Below are 18,474 nucleotides of genomic sequence, written 5' to 3'. Positions count from 1 at the left end.
GGGCGGGGGCCGGCCCCCGCACCCCCGGAGTATTTTTGAAGCAGAGAAGCCGCCATGTTCGAATGGATCACGGAGACGATGGCGGCGGGCGGGTATCTCGGACTCGCCTTCCTGATGCTGATCGAGAATGTCTTTCCGCCGATCCCTTCGGAAATCGTGATGTCGCTGGCGGGGTTCCTTGCGGCGGAGGGGCGGTTCACCCTGCCGATGGTGATCGTCGTCGGGACCTTCGGATCGGTCCTTGGGGCGACGTTCTGGTATTATGTCGGCCTTTGGCTCGGGTTGGAGCGGCTGCGCGACCTGGCCGAAAGATATGGCCGCTGGCTGACGATTTCGGCGGCGGATGTGGACCGGACGGCGGAGTGGTTCGGCCGAAAGGGCCACTGGGCCGTCCTGATCGGCCGCTTCCTGCCGGGGTTTCGGACGTTGATTTCCGTGCCCGCGGGTGTGGCGCGGATGCCGATCGGAAAGTTCCTGCTGTTCTCGACGCTTGGAACGGTCGTCTGGATCGGCGGCCTCGCCATCGCGGGCTTTATCGTCCGCTCCCAATTCGAAGAGGTCGCAAGCTGGTTCGAACCGCTTGGATGGGCGACCCTGGGGGCGGTTGTGGGGATCTATGTCTGGCGCCTGTTCCGGATGCCCCGCCGCTAGCGGGGTTGCGGATTGCTGGCGGACTTGTAGGCGCTCCAGTCCGAGATATCCGGGTAATACTGCTTGCGCCAGGCGCGCACCTTCGGGTTCATCATGCGACGCCAGAGGGGCGGCACCATCGCCGCCGCCGTCATCACGGGATAGCCCGCAGGCAATTGCGGCGCGTCGTTCGCATCATAGGTCTGGAGCAGCGGGAAAGGCCGGTCCGGCTTGAAATGGTGGTCCGAGTGGCGTTGCAGGTTGATGAGCAGCCAGTTCGACACCTTCTGTGCTGAATTCCAGCTGTGATGCGGCTTGACCGGCTCGTATTTGCCATCGCCCAGATGGCGGCGCGTCAGACCGTAGTGTTCGATGTAATTAACCAACTCAAGCTGCCAGATCGCGACGCCGGCCTGAAGCAGGAACAGCCCGATCCCGAGCCAGCCGCCCAGGGCAAGGGCCAGCACGAGCATCGCCGCCTGAAGCGCCAAATACCGCCAGAACGGATTGCTGCGATGCCAGCGCGACAGGCCCTTGCGGTCCAGCATCGCGGCTTCGGCGTGCCAGGCGGAGACCAGGCATTCGCGCAGCACCCGGGGAAAGAAGCGATAGAACCCCTCGTTGTAGCGGGCGGTCACCGGGTCGCGTGGGGTCGCGACGTAGCGGTGATGCACCAACAGGTGTTCGGACCGGAAATGGCCGTACATCACCATCGCCAGCAGCAGGTCGCCCATCCAGCGGTCGACCTTGGGTTTCTGGTGCAGCAGCTCGTGGGAATAGTTGATGCCGATGGTCCCCGACACGACCCCCATGCCGAAGAACAGCCCGACCAGCGACCAACCCTCCAGATGGGGGGCACGGGTGGCGTAGTAGATCAGCGCGAACAGGGTGACGAACTGGACCGGTCCCCAAAGCAATGTGATTGCGCGGTACCAGCCAAGACCCGACCGCTCCATCAGAGGGTCGGCGTTTCGTTCGTTTTCCCCGGCGACGAGATCCAGCAGGGAATAGAGGCCCCAGGAATAGACCGGGATCGCCAGCACCCAGTGACCGCCCATCACAGCGCCGAACCAGATGATCGGCACCATCGTCAGCGACACCCAGAACGGGAGCGCGGCCACAGGATTGCGGACCTGATCGTCGTCAAGGGTAGTGATGGACACGGGCAAAGCCTCCGATGCGTTCGGTCGGCATACTACCGCAGGCCCGGTCCCCCGCTCAAGCGCCCGCTGCGAAACGCTGCGTTACCAGCCGGTGCGCCTTGGCGAACAGCGTGGGCAAGGCCCCGGGGTCCAATGGAGCATAGGTGCCGCGATCCGCATTGCCTGCGGCATCTGCGCGCAGAACGGTCAGCGTCAGGTGGAAATGGGTGAAGGTGTGTCGGACATCGCCCAAGGCCTCCCAATCGGCGGCGAAGGGCGGGGCTGGGGCCGGGTCTTCGGACCACTCGGAAGTGGGAAAGGCCAGCATTCCGCCCAACAGACCCTTGGGCGGGCGCGTCTCCTGCAACCAGGTGTCCCCGCGCTGCGCGACATAGACGAAGCCCCGCCGCTCGGGCTTGGCCGCCTTGGGCAGTTTGCGGGGCAGGTCAGCGGCAATTCCGGCGGCCCGCGCGGCGCAATCGGCAGACAGCGGGCAGAGGATACAGGCAGGCGACCGGGGTGTGCAGATCGTCGCGCCCAGGTCCATGACGGCCTGTGCATGGTCGCCGGGGCGATCCTGCGGCGTCATCGCGGCGGCCACGTCGCGGATCAGGGGCTTCGAGGTCGGCAGGGGCACTTCGATGGCGGCAAGGCGGGACATCACCCGCTCTACGTTGCCGTCTACGACCACGGCGGGCCGCTGAAAGGCGATCGCGGCAATCGCGGCGGCGGTATAGGGGCCGATGCCGGGCAAGGCGCGCAGCCCGTCCTCGGTATCGGGAAACACGCCGCCAAGATCGTGGGCCACGACCCGCGCGCATTTCAGAAGGTTGCGCGCCCGTGCGTAATATCCAAGTCCCGCCCAGGCGGCCATCACCTCGGCATCCTCGGCGGCGGCAAGATCCTGAACACGCGGCCATTTTTCTGTGAAGCGGGCGAAGTAGTCCTTCACGGCGGCCACGGTCGTCTGTTGCAGCATCACCTCGCTCAGCCAGACGCGGTAGGGGTCCGCCGCTTGCTCCGACCCCGGCGGCGCGCGCCAGGGCAGGTCGCGGGCCTGGCGATCGTACCAGGCCAGCAACGCGTCGCTTCGCTTATCACGCATTGGTGAGGTGGCCCCTGTTCCCTGCTACGGCCAGTGATGTAGACTGCATCGACCCGAGAGGAAGCCCGTTTCATGGCCATCTATCGCAAATCCGCCCGCCGCGTCTCCTCACTCGTGGAGCGGGATGTCCGTCGTCTGGGCGAAAAGCGCGGCTTTTCGGAGACGAAACTCCTGACCCATTGGGAAGAGATTGTCGGGCCGGACACCGCCGCCATCTGTCGCCCGGTCAAGGTCGGCTTTCCCCGAGGCGGGTTCGGCGCGGTCCTGACGGTGCTGACCACGGGGGCGCAGGCGCCGATGCTCAACATGCAGTTGCCGAAGATCGTGGAGAAGGTGAACGCCTGCTATGGCTACAACGCCATCAGCCGCATCACCCTGACCCAGACGGCCCCGACCGGCTTTGCCGATGGTCAGGCTGCCTTCACACCCAAGCCGAAGGCCCGCCCGGCCCCCGATGCCGAAACGGTGGAATTGGCGCGACGCCAGACCGCAACCGTGGGCGACACTGGACTTCGCGAAAGCCTTGAACGGCTTGCCGCCAATATCATATCAAAACAACGCGCCTGAGACGGGCGAAACGGAGGAATGCAGATGATCACCCGACGCAAGGCCCTTGTCCTGACGGCCACCGGCCTGGTTGCCGGAGGGGCCTACGGCCTCTGGAACGGCAATGCGACCGAGGGCGGCCTGGTCGATCTGGGCGCGGCCAATGCGCAGACGATCGAGATCGAGGACATTTCCATCGGCGATGCCAACGCTCCGGTGAAGGTCGTCGAATACGCAAGCTTCACCTGCCCGCATTGCGCGAATTTCCACCGCGATACCTTCAAGGACTTCCGCCGCGACTATATCGAGACCGGCAAGGTGCACTTCACCTACCGTGAGGTATTCTTCGACCGTTACGGTCTCTGGGCCGCGATGATCGCGCGCTGCGCCGGGCAGGATCGGTACTTCGGTGTGGCCGAAGTGCTCTACCAGACCCAGGGCGAATGGGCCCGGCAGGGTGACCCGGCGTCGGTCGCCGCCAGCCTCAAGCGGATCGGGGCGCAGGCGGGCCTATCCGCCGAGCAGGCCGACGCCTGCCTGCAGGATGGCGAAATGGCGCAGAGTCTGCTCGCCTGGTACGAAGGCAACGCCAGCTCGGACGGCATCCGCTCCACCCCGTCTTTCCTGATCAACGGCGAAGTCCATAGCGGCAACATGAGCCTGTCGCAGCTCGGCGCTCTGGTCGACGAAGCCAGCTGATCCCCAGGTATTTCAGATCGAACGGGCCGCCGGGACATCCCGCGCGGCCCGTTTTCATGTCGAGTGCGTCAAAGGCCCAGACGGTCCAGATGCGCGTCGATCACAGTCCAATCGTCCAGTTGTAGCCGCACGGGAAGGGTCAGGACCTGCCCGCGCAGGTTGGCGGGCAGTCGAACGGCGTCCTTTTCCGTCGTCACCGGCTGCGCGGCAAGTTTTGCGGCCTGCGCCGCAAGCCTGCGCAACAGTGCGGGTGTCAGGGGCTGATGATCCGCCAGCGCCTCGGTCCCGCGCAGGTCGGCCCCAAGCGTTCTGAGGGTGGCAAAGAACTTCTCGGGCCGACCGATCCCGGCAAAGGCGAAGACCGGCATATCGGTCCAATCCATGCCCGTTTGCAGGGGCGTCAGATGCCCGCGGACGCGGGGGATGGAGACAGGCAGCGGCACCTCTTCGGACCCGATCGTCAGGACGAGATCGGCCCGGGCCAACCCCTTGGCGACCGGTTCCCGAAGCGGGCCAGCCGGTATCACGCGCCCATTGCCGAAGCCGACACCGCCGTCGATCACGACAATCGACAGATCCTTGGTCAGCGCCGGGTTCTGAAATCCGTCATCCAGCACGATCACCCGAGCCCCGGCGGCGACGGCAGCCTTTGCACCCAGCGCCCGATCCCTTGCGACCCAGGTCGGGGCGAAGGCCGACAGCAGCAAGGGCTCGTCCCCGGTGTCCGCCGCATCATGGCGCGCGGGATCGACCTGCACCGGCCCGTCAAGCCGCCCGCCATAGCCACGGCTAACCACATGGGCGACGGTCCCGCGTTCGGCCAGACGCTGCACCAATGCGATGACCGTCGGCGTCTTGCCGGTCCCACCTGCCGTCAGATTGCCCACGCAGATCACCGGCACCCCGGCACTGTGGCCCGGCTGTGCCACCCGGCGTGCGGTTGCAGCGGCATAGATCCAGCTCAGCGGTGTCAGAAGATGTGACCAAAGCCCCGCAGGCCGGGTCCAGAAGCCGGGCGCGCGCATCTCACTCGACCCCGTCGAGCATCGCCAGAAGCAGGTCCATCGCCTTTTCCGTCACTTCCGCGCCCTCGGAACAGACGGACCAGGCGGCATGGGCCATGCGCGCGGCCTCGTCCGGCTCCAGCGTTCGCGCGACCGAGTCGCCCAGGGACTCTTCGCTGACACAAAGGCTGGCCTTCGCTTCGGCCAAGCGCTCGAAGATATCGGCGAAGTTGACGACATGGGGGCCATGCAGGATCGCCGAGCCGAGCGCGGCTGGCTCGAACGGGTTGTGGCCACCGACCTCAACCAGGGAGCCGCCGATGAAACTGACCGGACAGAGACGATACCAGAGCCCCATCTCGCCGATGGTGTCGGCGACGTAGATCTGGGTCTCGGCCGTGATGTCCTCGGACCGGGACCGCTGCGCCACCTTCCAGCCGCCCGCGCGCAGACCGGCGACAATCCCGTCGGCCCGGTCCGGATGACGCGGGGCCACGATCAGAAGCAGGCGATGCCAGGACCGGCGGGCGACACGGTGCGCCTGGGCGGCCATGGCCTCCTCCCCCTCGTGGGTCGAGGCGGCAAGCCAGCAGGGCCGTCCTTCAAGCACGCGGGCCAAATCCTGGCGCTCGAATTCGTCATGTGGAAGCGCCGCCGACCCCTCCTTGAGGGTTCCGGTCACTTCGAGACGTTCCGGCGGCAGGCCGAGCGACAACAGGCGATCCGCCGTTGCCTGATCTTGCGCCTGAACGGTTCCGATCCGCTGCAAAAGTGTTTTCGCAGCCCGCCGCGCAAACCGCCAGCGTTTGTGGGCACCTTCGGTCATGCGGGCGTTGATCATCGCAATCGGAATGTCGCGCGCGCTCGTCTCGTGCAGAAGGGCGGGCCAGATCTCCGCCTCGGCCAGAACGACAAGGTCGGGTTTCCAGTAATCCAGGAAGCGCCGCACCCAGGGGCGCACATCCAGTGGTACGAACTGGTGGATGGTCTGACCCGGCATGCGGTCGGCCAAGATCTGGGCCGAAGTCACCGTCCCCGTCGTCAGAAGGAACGTCAATTCCGGACGCTCCTCGCCGATCCGGCGGATCATCTCCAGCAGCGAGACGCTTTCGCCCACGCTGGCCGCATGAAGCCACATCAGCGGCCCGTCGGGGCGCGCCACCGACGCGATCCCACGACGCTCATCCAGGCGCGCCGGGTCTTCCTTGCCTTTGGCAAGACGGCGCTTCAGGGTCCGCTCCGCAAACCCCGTCGCCCGGTTCGAAAACAGCAGATAGGCCGCCAGGACGGGCGAGAAGGCCATGGGGTCAGCCCAGTTCCTCGGTCGGAGAGGCGGGCGACTCCTCGTCCCGCAGGCGGTGAATGTGGGCGATGAAATACCGCATGTGGGCATCGTCCACCGTCCGCTGTGCCGCACCCTTCCAGGCGCTGTAGGCGCTGGCATAGTCGGGATACATGCCGACAATATCGATGTTCTCGACGTCGGTGAATTGGGTCGAGCTGGGATTCACGAGTTCCCCCCCGAAGACGAGGTGCAGGCGTTGGACCATCTTGGCCTCCTTCATGTCATGTCACCTGCCCCATAGCCTGTCGCGGCGGCGGCGTGAACCTCAGACCAATCGCCGGATCAGGGCATCGGCGATGTCCGGCGTGCCCGCCAGCACCCCGTCCAGCATCGGGGTCGCACCGTTGAACCGCAGGTCCGCGCCGCGGCGGTCGGTGATGCGCCCCCCGGCCTCGCTCACCATCAGGGCGCCGGCGGCGATATCCCATTCCCAGGCCTGGCGCAGGGTGATCATCGCGTCGAAACGTCCCTCGGCGGCAAGGGCCAGACGATAGGCCAGCGACGGCATGAAGCGGCGCGTCACCGGGGGCGTTCCGCCTTTCCAGTTGGCATCGGCGAAATTGGCCTTGGTCCCCAGAACCGTCGCCCCGTCCAGTTCGGGCCGCCCAGAATGGCGGATCGTGTCGCCGTTTCGTGTCGCTCCCTGACCGCGTGCGGCGAGATAAAGCCGGTCCTTCATGGGAAGGTAGATCGCGGCGGCAATCGGAATACCGTCTTCGACCACGGCGAGGGAGTGGCTGAACGTCAGCTCGCCGTTCAGGAACGCCCGCGTGCCGTCGATTGGGTCGACGATGAAGACGCGCTTGCGGGTCAGCCGGTCGGGCCCATCCGCCGTTTCCTCGGACAGCCAACCATAGTCGGGACGCGCCGCCATCAGGCGCTCGCGCAGCATGGCGTCGATTTCCAGGTCCGCCTCGGTCACCGGGCCCTGGCCATCGCCCTTGTCCCAGGTTTCGGGGCCATTGCCGAAATGCCGGCGGGCGATCTCTCCGGCGGCATGGGCGGCACTGGCAAGCAGGTCGCGATCAGCCGCCGGCAATCGTGAGCCCTTCCACCAGAAGCGACGGAACCTGTCGCCCGACATGCAGTCGCGCGTCATTCGCCGGGCGCAGGCTGCGCAACATGTCCCGGAGGTTGCCCGCGACCGTGCATTCGTTGACCGGACGGACGATTTCCCCGTTCTCGACCCAAAAGCCCGAGGCACCGCGCGAATAATCCCCGGTCGTCGCATTGATCGACGATCCGATCATCGACGTGATCAGCAATCCGGTCCCCATGTCCGCCAGAAGGTCGGCACGGCTTTGGCGGCCGGGGGTCAGGCGGATGTTTGTCGTTGACGGCGACGGCGGGGCAGAGGTTCCGCGCGCCGCATTGGCCGTGCTCGGCAGTCCCAGCTTGCGCCCTGTGGCCAGATCCAGGATCCAGCCGGTCAGAACACCATCCGCCACGATATCGCGGGGGGCGACGGGCAGACCTTCGGCATCGAAGGGTTTGGACCCGGAAATGCGCGGCATCGTCGGATCTTCGGTCAGGCTCAGCCCCGCAGGCAGGACCAGCTCGCCCAAGGCGTCGCGCAGAAAACTGCTGCCGCGCGCGATGCTGCCGCCATTGATGGCGCTGAGCAGGTGACCGATGATCTGACCGGCGACCCGCTCGTCATAGACGACCGGATATGCGCCAGTCGGGGGTTTCGTTGCCCCCTGGCGCGCGACGGTCCGCTCTGCGGCGATCCGGCCCACGTCTTCTGGACTGTCGAGGTCGGCGCGGTGAATGCGGCTGTCGCCATAGTAATCCCGCTCCATTTTCGTGCCTTCGCCGGTGATGGCGACACAGCTGAGCGAGGTGCCGGTGCGGGCATAGCCGCCTTCGAACCCGTTGGTGGCCGCCAGATGGATGCGGCGGCTGCCATAGCTAGCGCCGGCGGACCCGACCTGCGATATGCCGGTGACGGCAAGCGCCGCCGCCTCGGCCCGGGCAGCCATGTCCTGGAGCTCTTCGGGGGACGGGGCGGGCCCCGCGTCGACCATGTCCAGACGCTCGGCATCCCAATCCCGGGCCAGCTGCGCGGGATCGGCCAGACCGATGTTGGGGTCTTCGGGCGCTTCGCGGGCCATGGCGACGGCGCGTTCGGCCATCATGGCAAGCGTGCGGTCGCTGATGTCGGAGGCAGAGACACAGGCCTGCCGCTGGCCAACCATCACCCGCAGGCCGATTTCCACTCCCTCGGACCGCTCGGCATGTTCCAGCTTGCCGCCCAGCACATCGACCGAGACGGAGGTCCCGTCGATGGCAATCGCGTCGGCCGCATCGGCCCCGGCGCGGGTGGCGGCCTGCAAGAGCCCTTCGGTCAAACGGGACAGGTCGGTCATGCGGTCTCCTTCGCGGCGCGTCTGAGCAGCAGGTAGCCCTGCACCCCCCTGTCCACAAGGCCAAGGCTGCCTTTGACCGCAGAGACGGGCCAAGCCCCAACGAAAATGCCCCGCCGGGTCGGGCGGGGCACAAGTGACCGAAGTCGCAGCGGTTTACTGAAGCGGCAGGCCGTTGGCCGTGATGCCGCCGCCGGGCGTGAACTCGATCACCGATTCAAGTTGATCGTCTCCGACAGGCTTGGCCACGGCACCGGCCATGCCCTTGACGAAGGCGGCCTGCTCGGCGGGGATGAAGCCCAGCGCCACGATCTTGTCGATCAGGCTGAACCCACCGTCGAGCGCCAGGTTGATCGTCCCGACCGGCTGCGGCACGGGTCCGGGCGTCGGGAAATCGAGGTCACCCGAGCCGCGCAATTCCGCCCCAGCCAACGACAGCAGGATCTGCTTGATGGCGACGCCCTTCAATTCACCTGGAGGGCCCTGAAGGCCCGCCATCGCCTCGGGGTCGCCGAAGACGTCGACGTTCAGCACGGCGGTTCCTTCCAGATCGACCACCAGGTCGGCCGGGTCGCGCGGCAATTGCCCGGTGGGGTCGAAAAGACCCCAAAGCGCATCATCGATGGCAAGACCGCGATAGGACAGCGTCATACCGAAAGGCTTCTCCTCGCCGACCGGGCCGAGGGGGAAGTCGAATGCCGTCCGCGCCTCCGACATGCTCATGGACACGGGGACCGGCAACATCGGCAGCTGCATCTGCACATTGGCGTCCGTCGAGCCGATGTCATAGCTGACCACGCCGTCCTCCATCCCGAACCCCAGGCTGCCCGACGCAGAGGCTCCGGTCATCGTGAAGGGCCCCTCGGGATTCTGCATCGACAAATTCGTGGTCGACCCTGAATGGGTGATCGTCGCCGCGTATTCTATGTTGAGCAGCTTGCTGGCGGTAAAGCCGGGGCCCTCGAGGTCGCCATAGGTGCCATCGACCACGCCTTCGACACCCGACATGACGTAGTTCAATACGCCAGGGGCATCGCCTTCGGACGAGACATTGATCGTCAGGGCATCGTTGTTGAACGTCTGCGCAAACTTGTTGGCATCGCCGTCGACGCCAGAGCGGTATTCCGACACGATATCCGTGAATGTGATCGCCACGTTGGGCGCATCGGGGCCGACATTCGTATCCGTCTCGATCAGCATCGAAACGGCATCGGCGGCGAAATCGTAAACCCGCTCGGCACCGTCTTCGCGCACGATCAACGACAATCCCTCGTTCGTGAAGGTCACGGTCTGATCCTGCGAATATCCATCGACCTCGGTGGTGGTCTTGCTCTCGATCACGGCGGGAATGTTGACGCGGACGGTTCCGTCGCCCTGTTCGACAAGGGTGATCGATCCGTAGTTCGCGACGGATTCGGCCCCGGCAATCTCGGCCGTCATCGTCAGCCCGTCGAGGGTCAGCGTTCCGCCTTCGTAGGATTCAGTCTCGGCCGTCAGCTCCAACCCCATGGTTTGATACAGAGATTGCCAGTCAGCCCAGATCGTTGGCGCATCCAGATCGGCCCAGGCGGCGGGCGCTGTGGTCAGCAAAAGGGCGGCAGCGCCCAGAATGGCATGTTTCGGCATCGTGAACGTTCCTTTACAAATAGTCGGACATAGCAAATCGGACCTCGGCAACGGGGTCAACCGGAGGCGACAATGACAGAGCTTGCTGGCAAGACAATCCTGATTACCGGCGCATCCCGCGGCATCGGCGCCGCAGCGGCCCGCGCCTTTGCGGCACAGGGCGCCAATCTGGCCTTGCTCGCACGGGGGACGGCGGAAATCGCCGACCTTGCGGGCGAAATCGGGAAAAGCGCGCTGGCCATCCCCTGCGACGTGGCCAACTGGTCCGAAATGGCCCGCGCCGTCGATGCGACGGTCGAGACCTTCGGCGCGCTGGATGTGGTCATAAACAACGCAGGCGTGATCGAGCCGATTGCCGGTCTGGCCGAAAGCGACCCCGCCGCCTGGACCACGGCAATCGATGTGAACCTGAAAGGGGTCTATCACGGCATCCGGGCGGCCCTTCCGGTGATGCTGGCCCAGGGGTCGGGCACGGTCATCACCATCTCGTCGGGGGCGGCGCACCGGGGTCTGGCCGGATGGTCGCATTACTGCACATCGAAGGCCGGGGCGAAGATGCTGACGGAATGCCTGCACGTGGAACACGGCGACACCCTGCGTGTCATGGGCCTGTCGCCCGGCACGGTCGCAACCCAGATGCAGCGGGAGATCAAGGCCAGCGGCGTCGGTCCGGTCGCACAACTTGACTGGTCCGATCACATCCCGCCGGAATGGGTGGCCGACACATTGGTCTGGATGTGCGGGGCGGGGGCGGATGATCTCTTGGGAACCGAAGTGTCGCTACGGGACGAAGCAATCCGTCGAAAAGTCGGGCTGACATGATCCGAGCGGTCCGGGACGGCGATGTCCTGACACTGACCATCGACCGGGCGGACAAGGCGAATTCTCTGACGGGCGCGATGCTGGCGGAACTGGCGGGGCACATTCGTAAGGCAGGTAATTTGCGCCTGCTGATCCTGAGCGGCTCAGGGGCAAAAGTGTTCAGCGCGGGCGCGGACCTGGAGGAGACGCGCGCGGGCCTCGCCACCTCGCCCCTGTGGGAAAAGCTGTCGGCGGCCATCGCGGAACAGCCCTGCCTGACGGTTGCCGCGCTGAACGGCACGCTGGCCGGGGGCGCGTTCGGCATGGCTCTGGCCTGCGACATACGCCTGTCGGTGCCCCATGCGTCGTTCTTCTATCCGGTCGCAAAACTGGGGTTCCTGCCGCAGCCGTCGGACCCGAGTCGGATGGCGCGCCTGATCGGCCCGGCGCGGACGAACCTGATCCTGACGGGCGGCGCACGCCTGACGGCGGCCGAGGCGCTGGCCTTCGGGCTGGTCGACCGGTTGACCGAAACACCGCTGGACGACGCCCGTGCGCTGGCCCCGGGTACGCCGGAGCACACGGCGGCGATCAAGGCGATGATCCCCACGGGGTTGTGACTGCCCCAGGCGAAGGTCGTCTGCTAGGGCGAAGTCGTCGAACAGGGAAAAGATCATGTCCGAGACGAACCGCGACGCCGCCGCGACCCTCATCCTGCGCCTTGGGCTGTCGTGGTTCATCTTTCTCTGGGCCGCCCACAAGATCATCACGCCCGGACAGTATGCCCAACTGGCGCGGCATTTCGACGGCATCGACCCCAGCTTTGCCCAGATCTATGCCGTCGGCGCGATCCAGATCATCCTGTGCCTGTTGGCCGCTGTAGGCCTGTTCCGACTGCTGAGCTTTGGCGCGCTTGCCGTGATGCATGTCTTCACGATCACGCGCCGGTGGGACGGGTTTTTCGATCCCTTCGCGCTCAACGACAGCGGCTTTCCGATCCACCGCAACCAGGTGATCGACCTGGCGGTCATGGCGGGGTTCATTGCGTTGATCCTTCTCATCCATCGCGACCGGTGGTCCATCGGCGGATGGCTGGACAGGCGGCGCGGCCCGGCCTGGTGGCACTAGGACACGGGATCCTGAACGCGAGACGAGATCTCGGCGGACGAGGCCCTCACATACGTCCCTCGACAGCCTTCCGGTCATTGCGGGCAAGGAGAGCCGTTCAGAAGATGCCCTCGGACGCGCCCGCAGCCGAGCCCCCGGGCGCCCACTTGGGGCGGCCCGGGTCAAGTCCTAGAACTGTGCCAGCAGGTTGATGAACAGGCCCTCGTCATCCTGCACCAGGTCGGTCAGGTCGTCGCTGAACGTGCCGAAGTTGTAACCCAGGCCGATCGAGTAGTTCTCGTTGATCTGGCGATAGCCCGTGGCGACGAAACCCGTGTCGGAGGTCTGGGCGTCGAGGGCCTCGAACTGACGCGCCTCCAGCAGGACATCCCACTTCTTCAGGGCGTGCCAGCGAACCGAGGCGACCCCGAGCCAGGCATCGTTGTCGATGAACGGATCGGCCGGCCCGGCCGAGGTCTGCGCCGCGCGGTAGGCCAGCGACCCGCCGAGCGTCCAGCCGGGGCTCACGTCATAAAGCGCGCTGACCGAAGCAATGTGGCTGCGCTGCCGGGGGCCGGGGTCGTCCACGCCGTCGATGCGCTGGCCCACGCCGTCATCGAGGAAGCGGTAGCGCGCCAGTACGTTCAAGCGGTCGTTGGTGACCGGACGATAGGCATAGCCCAGCACCACGTCGGTATAGTCGCCCGAAATGATGGTCGAGGAATCCGTGCTCACGTCGGCATAGTCGAGCGAGAAGACGAGGCGCTGCGAGGCGTCGATCTCCCAGGCGACGTTGGCCGTGGCGATGATGGTTTCGCTGGCAAAGACCGTGCCCGCGCGCAGGCCCTCCTCGTCGCGGAATTCCAGCCGTCCCGAGGCTTGCCAGAACTCCCGGTCCAGGGTCGCGCCCAGACTGACCGCGCGCCGTTCCAGGTCGGTACCCGGACGGTCGTCGATCCGCCCGATCTCGAAGGCGAGCGTCGTCGACAGGTCGGCGTGGGGCGCATAATCGACGCCGTAGGCCTGCGTCAGCGTGCGATAGTCACCGAAGACGTCATAGATGTTTTCGCCGAAGACGGTAACGCGGTCGTTGATCCGCTGCCGTCCGCCGGTCACGATCCGACCTTTGTCGCTGCCGCGCAGGGTGGTGCCCGCGACAGTGCGCTCGGGGTCAAGAACCCAGCCCAGATAGCGGGTATTGCCGGCCTCGTCGCCGTAGGACAGCAGCACATCCGCCGCCGGTCCAAGGCTTCCGTCGCTCGCTTCCACGCCAAGCGCCCAACCCTCGGCAAAGCTCCACTCGAAGCCCGCGCCAAGTCTGTCGTCGCTGCCCAGACCGCTTTCGCTCAGGGTGCCCTGGCCGAATACGCTGATCGAGAAATCCTCGGTCGCGGCATAGGTCAGCCGCGCCGCCGCATTGGTGCGCGTCCCGGTCGGGCGCGCGCCGCCCCGGCGTTCCTCGTGATAGAGACCCAGGCCAAGGCGGAAGCGTTCTGTCAGGTCGATCACAGCCTCGACCGAACCTTCGCGGTCGGCCTCGCCCACATCGTTTTCATAGTCGTCATAGGTCAGCGCGAAGGTCAGCCCGTCGCGCGGGGTCACCTCGGTCGCCACACCCCAGAGACGCTCGTCCCCGGTGGCCGCCGTCGTGCGGAAATCGAGGCTGTTGAACCCCTCTTCGCGCCGCTCGGCATAGGCGGTCAGCGCACCGTCGAAGGCCAGACCCGCATCGCGGAAATCGAGCTGGAACTCCGCCTTGTAGGCACTGCCCGATCCGGCCGGAGCCGCGTCCGTCTCGAAGGCCAGACCGCCATCGGGCGAAAAGGCCTCGCCAAAGCCGGGGCCGTCGCTTTCGGCGACTTCAAGGCTCAGGAAACTGTCCTCGCCGATCACCCAGAGCAGATCCGCCCCGGTCAGCGTCTGATCCGCCCCGCCGGTCCGTTCCTTGATGCCCGCCACACCAAAGCGCAGGTCGTCGGTCACCCAGGCCTCGACCCGCGCGCCACCCGTCTCGCCGGTGACGGCAAAGGCGTTCGGCGTGTATTCGTATTGCACCGCCAGCACGACATCCAGCGGGCGCGAAATGCCGGTCAGGCCCAGCAGGCCCTCTTCGACCCGCGCCGACAGCGGACGATCCAGCGTCACGATGCCCTGCGCGTGGTTGATGCGGTAATCCTGTCCGGGCTCAAGCCTGCGCGTCTCGATCACGCGGCCGGTGTCGGGGTCGCGCAGTTGCACGGTCAGGATTTCGGTGCCGACGGCCACATCCTGCTGGCGCAGGAAATAGACCGACCCACCGGTGCCCTGGAACAGGTCGCGTTGCGGCAGCCGGTCGGGCGAGGCGGCATAAGCCGACACGCTGGCCCGGGGCAACCCGCGCGATGTGGTCGCGGGCGTCTCGCCATAGACCTGGAGGCCATAGAGCTGGCGTTCGTTGCGCACCAGGGAATTGTTCCCGATGTTGCCGGCGAAATCGCCCCATTGCAGATAGTTGCGGTCCTTCTCGACCCGCAGGAACAGGCGGCCCGAAGACGGCGTGCGATCCTCCAGGGTGCTGTCGTCGCCATAGGTCGGGAACAGGTCGCGCGGGTCGATGCGTTGCAGCACCTCGCGCGGGTCGCGCTCTTCCAGTGCCTTGAACAGGTCGTCCAGATCTTCCTCGCCGGTATCGGCGGATGCGGTGATCTCGACCCCGCCAGCGGTCCGCCCCTCGATGAAGAAGGCAAGTCGGCCGCGATTGTCGCTGGCCCCGTCGGCTCCGGTGCCCAGACCGAAGGTCAGATCAGCGGTGCCCACGCCAAAGAATTCGCGCGTCGGAATGTCAACGTCGCGCGTGATGTCGAGCGGTGCCGCACCGGCCCCATTCACCGCAACCCGCACCGGATGGCTCCCCGGCGGCAGGATACGCTCGACAACGAAATCGCCGGACGGATCGGGCAGGATCGCCTCGCCCATGGTCTCGATCACGGCCCCGGGGGCCACGGAAGACCCGCTGACCCGCACCGCGCCGCCCCGGATGGGAATGCCCCGCCGGGCGGTAATGTCGCTGCCGCGTTCCACGCCCGCAACGGTGTCACCGAGCACGGCCAGCGCCACCTCCTCGGTTTCGTTCCAGCGGCCCTGCGCGTCATAGACGCGATAGACCAGCACCAGATCCTCGACTGCCACGCCCGAAGGCAGGATCACATCGGCCGCGCCATTGGGGCCAAGGGCCTGCCGCGAGACAACGCGCGGCCCCGCCGTCGCGGCCCGGTCGACCAGCCGCAATTCACCGCGCACGATGAAGGCGGGGAAGTTCGACGCCGTCTGCACCCGGACGCGCCCGTTCGCGACCTCGGTCACCTCGACGGTCAGCCGCGCCTCGGGGGCAAGGCCGCTGTATTGGACGCGGACGTCAGCTTGCTGCAATTGCCGGTCGACGCGCGCCACTTCGGCGGCCACGTCGGCCGACCCCGTCACGGTATCGCCGTTCAGCGTCAGCGCGAAACCCTGCGCCCCGGCCTGTCCCGCCATCAGCGCGATCACGGAGACTGCGGTTGCCAGTTTCATTGCCCTGTTTCCCATACTGCCAGCCCCGTTCAATTCGCTATCCGGCGGTCGACTTCGACCTGTCCGCCTCCGCGCCAGATGTCACGTGCCAGGGCCTCGACCGCGTCGAGCCGGGCGCGTGCCGTCTCGGTGCTGTCGCCGCGCCGCACATATGTCAGCCTCAGCAGGACGGGTGCTCCGGCCAACTGCGCCCGCAACCCGGTCAGACCGTCGCGCAACGCGGCACTGGGGGCCGACCCGGCAAAAGCCTCGGCGGTGAGGTCGATGCCAACGACGTCGACCAGGGTCGCGCCGAAGTTCATCTTGGTCACCGTGCCGCGCGTGATGCGCAGCGTCCGCGGGTTCTCGGTCGTCAGGTTGTAGCCTGTCGGCAGACTGCGCTCGTCCAGCTTGAGGGTGAAATTGCTGCCCCCCTGCAAGGGAAGGGCGGCGCAGGGAACGCTGAAGCGGCCGTATTCATCCGTCGTGATAATGATGCCGTCCACCGTCGCCAACCGCACCCCGGCCAACCCCGGCTCATGGCCTGGAAGGGTCGCGGGTGCGACCACGGGCTTGCCGCCGACATAGGCCTGGTCGGACAGGGCGGCGGATTGCTCGTCCTGGATGCCGTCCAGATCGCGGTCATCGAAGACCTTGCCGATCACGTCGCCACAGGTGAACGCCGCCTCGGTCCGCAGGCGCAGCGTCGCTGTCGCCACATTGGACAGGGGCGTGCCGGCCGGGTCCAGCGCAAAGGTCCGGTTCACCCGCTCGCTCGTCCCCTCGCCCACGCGGGCCGAGAAGGTGACCGTCACGGTCGCACCGGCGGCCACGTTGATCCCGCTCCAGCGCAGGGTCCGGCCCGATTGCACCGGCTCCAGCGCGACACCGTCAACCAAGGCCGTGCCCGGCGTGTAAGCCACGCCGACCGGCAATTCGTCGATCAGGGCAACACCCGCCAAAGCCGTAGCCCCGTTGGTGAAGGCCAGCGTGTATTGCACCGTTCCCCCCAGCAAGACCTGCGACGGGGTCACCGTCTTGGTCGCCGACAGGACATCCGCCGCCGAAAGCGCGACGGAGGTCGTCCCTTGGATGGGCGCGACCAGTTCCGCCGACGCCAGCGTCGCGATGTTCGGACGCGGCGGGCTGCCTGCGGCGACGTCCACGGTCACGGTGAAGGTCACCTGACCGGTCGCACCGGGTGCGAGGGTCACATCGCCGGTCAGCAGGTTCGTATCGCCTGCCCCGTCAAAGCCGACATTCGCCCCGCCCGTTCCACCAAAGCCCGTCGCGACCGGCGCCGTGACACCCGTCACCACAGCCGGCGTGGCCCAGGCCGCCAGATCGTCCGTCAGGACAAGCGCGGTCTGCGTCAGGTTTCCGTCGTTCGTCACCGAGATGGTGAAGGGCACGTCGAAGACCGTGGCACCAACACGCGTCGGCGCGCCAGCCACCTTGGAGATGACCGCCGAAGGGTTGCGCGGCAGGGCCAGAACCGTGGGGTCGTCCACCGTATTGCCGTCGAAGTCATCGGCGTCGTCCGAGTCGTCGAACACGGGAGCCGGGCTGCCGATGGCCGTCGCCGCGACCCGCGCGCTGTTCTCCAACCCGCCCGAATCCACGTCCGACTGTGTCAGAACTCGCGTCACCTGCCATGTGGCCACGCCGCCCGGATCGATCGGTCCACCGGCATCGGTCCGCACCAGCGTGTCGAAGGGGGCCGGATCGCCGTCCGCATTGGTCATCACATCGGTAATGACGGGGTTCTCCAGACGCACGTTGCCGGTGTTCGTCGCACGCACCTCGAAGGTCGCGGTATCGCCCACGGCCACGGCGAGCGGCGCGATCAGCACTTTCTCGACGTTGATCGCGGGAAGCGGCGGCTCATAGGTCACGCTGATCGTCCCCTCGTTCGACAGGGTACCGATGGTGTCCTCGACCACATAGGTCGTGGGCGTCGGGTCGCCGACCAGCGCCGGATCGGGCGTGAACGTCACATCGCCGGTCGGCGTGACCGTCCAGGTGCCCTCGCCAGGAACGACCAGGGTGTCGGGACGCCCGTCCGTATCCGTGTCAACAGCTGCCGGGTCGGTCAGGGTGACGGTCGCCACATTCACCGGATTGTCGCCCGCCGTATCGTTGCCCACCACGGGTACCGTCGCCACGTCACCGCGCGGCAAGGGGCCGACACTGTCATCCACCGCCACCGGCGGCGCGACATAGTCGAGCGTCACCGTCGCCGGGTTCGACCTGCTGCCGTTCAGGTCGGCCACGGTATAGGTGACCGGCGTCGGATCGCCGGTGAAGCCCGGCTCGGGCGTGAAGCGGATCTCGCCGCCCGGAAGCGCGTCCCAGGTGCCCTCACCCGGCACCACCAGCTGCGTCACCGGCGCACCGCCCGCATCCACCAGCCGCACCGAGTCCGGATCCAGCGCCCCGCCCGGGAAGCCGTTGTTGCCGCTGTCGTTCACCGTCACCGGCACCGTCGCCACATCGCCGACCGTCAGGTTGTCCTGGCTGTCGTTCACCGCAACCGGGGCCGCCGTGTAGGTCACGGTCAGCGTCGCGGGGTCAG

The 18,474-nt window shown here is 66.7% G+C and carries 16 protein-coding genes; 6 read left to right on the top strand and 10 right to left on the bottom strand.

Features of this window, described 5'->3' with window-relative positions:
* Positions 1–54: 54 nt before the first annotated feature.
* Positions 55–651, top strand: coding sequence for a DedA family protein (locus BM002_RS16785; protein ID WP_092784028.1), 597 nt, complete (start codon positions 55–57; stop codon positions 649–651).
* Here BM002_RS16785 and BM002_RS16780 read toward each other — a convergent pair.
* Entirely contained in the window at positions 648–1,793 is a 1,146-nt protein-coding gene (locus tag BM002_RS16780) for an alkane 1-monooxygenase (protein ID WP_245749304.1), read from the bottom strand. The genes BM002_RS16785 and BM002_RS16780 overlap by 4 nt on opposite strands.
* Positions 1,794–1,848: 55 nt before the next feature.
* Positions 1,849–2,877, bottom strand: a complete 1,029-nt coding sequence (gene mutY, locus BM002_RS16775; protein WP_092784025.1) for an A/G-specific adenine glycosylase — start codon at positions 2,875–2,877, stop codon at positions 1,849–1,851.
* Between the two features lie 72 nt (positions 2,878–2,949).
* On the opposite strand from mutY, the gene BM002_RS16770 reads away from it, so the two are divergent.
* Positions 2,950–3,444 carry a DUF721 domain-containing protein gene (locus BM002_RS16770; RefSeq protein ID WP_092784022.1) on the top strand — a complete coding sequence of 165 codons (495 nt, stop codon included), beginning with the start codon at positions 2,950–2,952 and terminating at the stop codon, positions 3,442–3,444.
* A 24-nt stretch (positions 3,445–3,468) separates the two neighbouring features.
* A complete protein-coding gene (locus tag BM002_RS16765) occupies positions 3,469–4,122 on the top strand; it encodes a DsbA family protein (protein ID WP_245749303.1) in 654 nt (217 codons plus the stop codon).
* Positions 4,123–4,190: 68 nt separating this feature from the next.
* Here BM002_RS16765 and lpxK read toward each other — a convergent pair whose 3' ends face one another.
* The 6 genes from lpxK to BM002_RS16735 form a co-directional block, all read right to left on the bottom strand.
* Positions 4,191–5,147: a tetraacyldisaccharide 4'-kinase gene (lpxK, locus tag BM002_RS16760; protein WP_092784016.1), complete on the bottom strand. Its 957-nt coding sequence runs from the start codon at positions 5,145–5,147 to the stop codon at positions 4,191–4,193.
* A gap of 1 nt (position 5,148) precedes the next feature.
* A complete protein-coding gene (locus tag BM002_RS16755) occupies positions 5,149–6,429 on the bottom strand; it encodes a 3-deoxy-D-manno-octulosonic acid transferase (RefSeq protein WP_092784013.1) in 1,281 nt (426 codons plus the stop codon).
* A gap of 4 nt (positions 6,430–6,433) precedes the next feature.
* Positions 6,434–6,676, bottom strand: a complete 243-nt coding sequence (locus tag BM002_RS16750) for a DUF4170 domain-containing protein (RefSeq protein WP_092784302.1) — start codon at positions 6,674–6,676, stop codon at positions 6,434–6,436.
* Positions 6,677–6,736: 60 nt separating this feature from the next.
* Positions 6,737–7,510, bottom strand: a complete 774-nt coding sequence (locus tag BM002_RS16745; protein ID WP_245749302.1) for an inositol monophosphatase family protein — start codon at positions 7,508–7,510, stop codon at positions 6,737–6,739.
* On the bottom strand, positions 7,497–8,840 hold the full coding sequence (locus BM002_RS16740; protein ID WP_092784010.1) for a TldD/PmbA family protein: 1,344 nt from the start codon (positions 8,838–8,840) through the stop codon (positions 7,497–7,499). The genes BM002_RS16745 and BM002_RS16740 overlap by 14 nt, the downstream gene beginning before the upstream one ends.
* A gap of 153 nt (positions 8,841–8,993) precedes the next feature.
* Positions 8,994–10,463 carry a hypothetical protein gene (locus BM002_RS16735; protein WP_092784007.1) on the bottom strand — a complete coding sequence of 490 codons (1,470 nt, stop codon included), beginning with the start codon at positions 10,461–10,463 and terminating at the stop codon, positions 8,994–8,996.
* Between the two features lie 72 nt (positions 10,464–10,535).
* On the opposite strand from BM002_RS16735, the gene BM002_RS16730 reads away from it, so the two are divergent.
* The 3 genes from BM002_RS16730 to BM002_RS16720 are packed head-to-tail and all read left to right on the top strand — an operon-like array spanning position 10,536 to position 12,392.
* Positions 10,536–11,285 (top strand): SDR family oxidoreductase, encoded by a 750-nt coding sequence (locus BM002_RS16730; RefSeq protein ID WP_092784004.1) that lies wholly within the window; start codon positions 10,536–10,538, stop codon positions 11,283–11,285.
* Positions 11,282–11,884, top strand: coding sequence for an enoyl-CoA hydratase/isomerase family protein (locus tag BM002_RS16725; RefSeq protein ID WP_092784001.1), 603 nt, complete (start codon positions 11,282–11,284; stop codon positions 11,882–11,884). Before BM002_RS16730 ends, BM002_RS16725 begins: the two co-directional genes overlap by 4 nt.
* 55 nt (positions 11,885–11,939) lie before the next feature.
* The gene (locus BM002_RS16720) at positions 11,940–12,392 is read left to right on the top strand and encodes a hypothetical protein (RefSeq protein ID WP_092783998.1); all 453 of its coding nucleotides are present in this window, start codon (positions 11,940–11,942) and stop codon (positions 12,390–12,392) included.
* 168 nt (positions 12,393–12,560) lie between these two features.
* Here BM002_RS16720 and BM002_RS16715 read toward each other — a convergent pair whose 3' ends face one another.
* Positions 12,561–15,920, bottom strand: coding sequence for a TonB-dependent receptor (locus BM002_RS16715; protein ID WP_092783995.1), 3,360 nt, complete (start codon positions 15,918–15,920; stop codon positions 12,561–12,563).
* Positions 15,921–15,949: 29 nt separating this feature from the next.
* Positions 15,950–18,474 (bottom strand): DUF7507 domain-containing protein (locus BM002_RS16710; RefSeq protein WP_139212405.1); only part of this gene is annotated, 2,525 nt, incomplete at its 5' end.

Source organism: Jannaschia pohangensis (genome assembly GCF_900113875.1).
GTDB lineage: Bacteria > Pseudomonadota > Alphaproteobacteria > Rhodobacterales > Rhodobacteraceae > Jannaschia > Jannaschia pohangensis.
Note: the sequence above shows the minus strand (reverse complement) of the source record. Positions and strands in the feature narration are given on the sequence as shown.

Bases quoted from the DNA above. Each gene is read 5' to 3' on its own strand.
- BM002_RS16725 (WP_092784001.1), top strand. From the start codon at position 11,282: ATGATCCGAGCGGTCCGGGACGGCGATGTCCTGACACTGACCATCGAC.
- BM002_RS16755 (WP_092784013.1), bottom strand. From the start codon at position 6,429: ATGGCCTTCTCGCCCGTCCTGGCGGCCTATCTGCTGTTTTCGAACCGG.
- BM002_RS16785 (WP_092784028.1), top strand. From the start codon at position 55: ATGTTCGAATGGATCACGGAGACGATGGCGGCGGGCGGGTATCTCGGA.
- BM002_RS16735 (WP_092784007.1), bottom strand. From the start codon at position 10,463: ATGCCGAAACATGCCATTCTGGGCGCTGCCGCCCTTTTGCTGACCACA.
- BM002_RS16770 (WP_092784022.1), top strand. From the start codon at position 2,950: ATGGCCATCTATCGCAAATCCGCCCGCCGCGTCTCCTCACTCGTGGAG.
- BM002_RS16730 (WP_092784004.1), top strand. From the start codon at position 10,536: ATGACAGAGCTTGCTGGCAAGACAATCCTGATTACCGGCGCATCCCGC.
- BM002_RS16715 (WP_092783995.1), bottom strand. From the start codon at position 15,920: ATGAAACTGGCAACCGCAGTCTCCGTGATCGCGCTGATGGCGGGACAG.
- mutY (WP_092784025.1), bottom strand. From the start codon at position 2,877: ATGCGTGATAAGCGAAGCGACGCGTTGCTGGCCTGGTACGATCGCCAG.
- BM002_RS16720 (WP_092783998.1), top strand. From the start codon at position 11,940: ATGTCCGAGACGAACCGCGACGCCGCCGCGACCCTCATCCTGCGCCTT.
- BM002_RS16750 (WP_092784302.1), bottom strand. From the start codon at position 6,676: ATGGTCCAACGCCTGCACCTCGTCTTCGGGGGGGAACTCGTGAATCCC.
- BM002_RS16740 (WP_092784010.1), bottom strand. From the start codon at position 8,840: ATGACCGACCTGTCCCGTTTGACCGAAGGGCTCTTGCAGGCCGCCACC.
- BM002_RS16765 (WP_245749303.1), top strand. From the start codon at position 3,469: ATGATCACCCGACGCAAGGCCCTTGTCCTGACGGCCACCGGCCTGGTT.
- lpxK (WP_092784016.1), bottom strand. From the start codon at position 5,147: ATGCGCGCGCCCGGCTTCTGGACCCGGCCTGCGGGGCTTTGGTCACAT.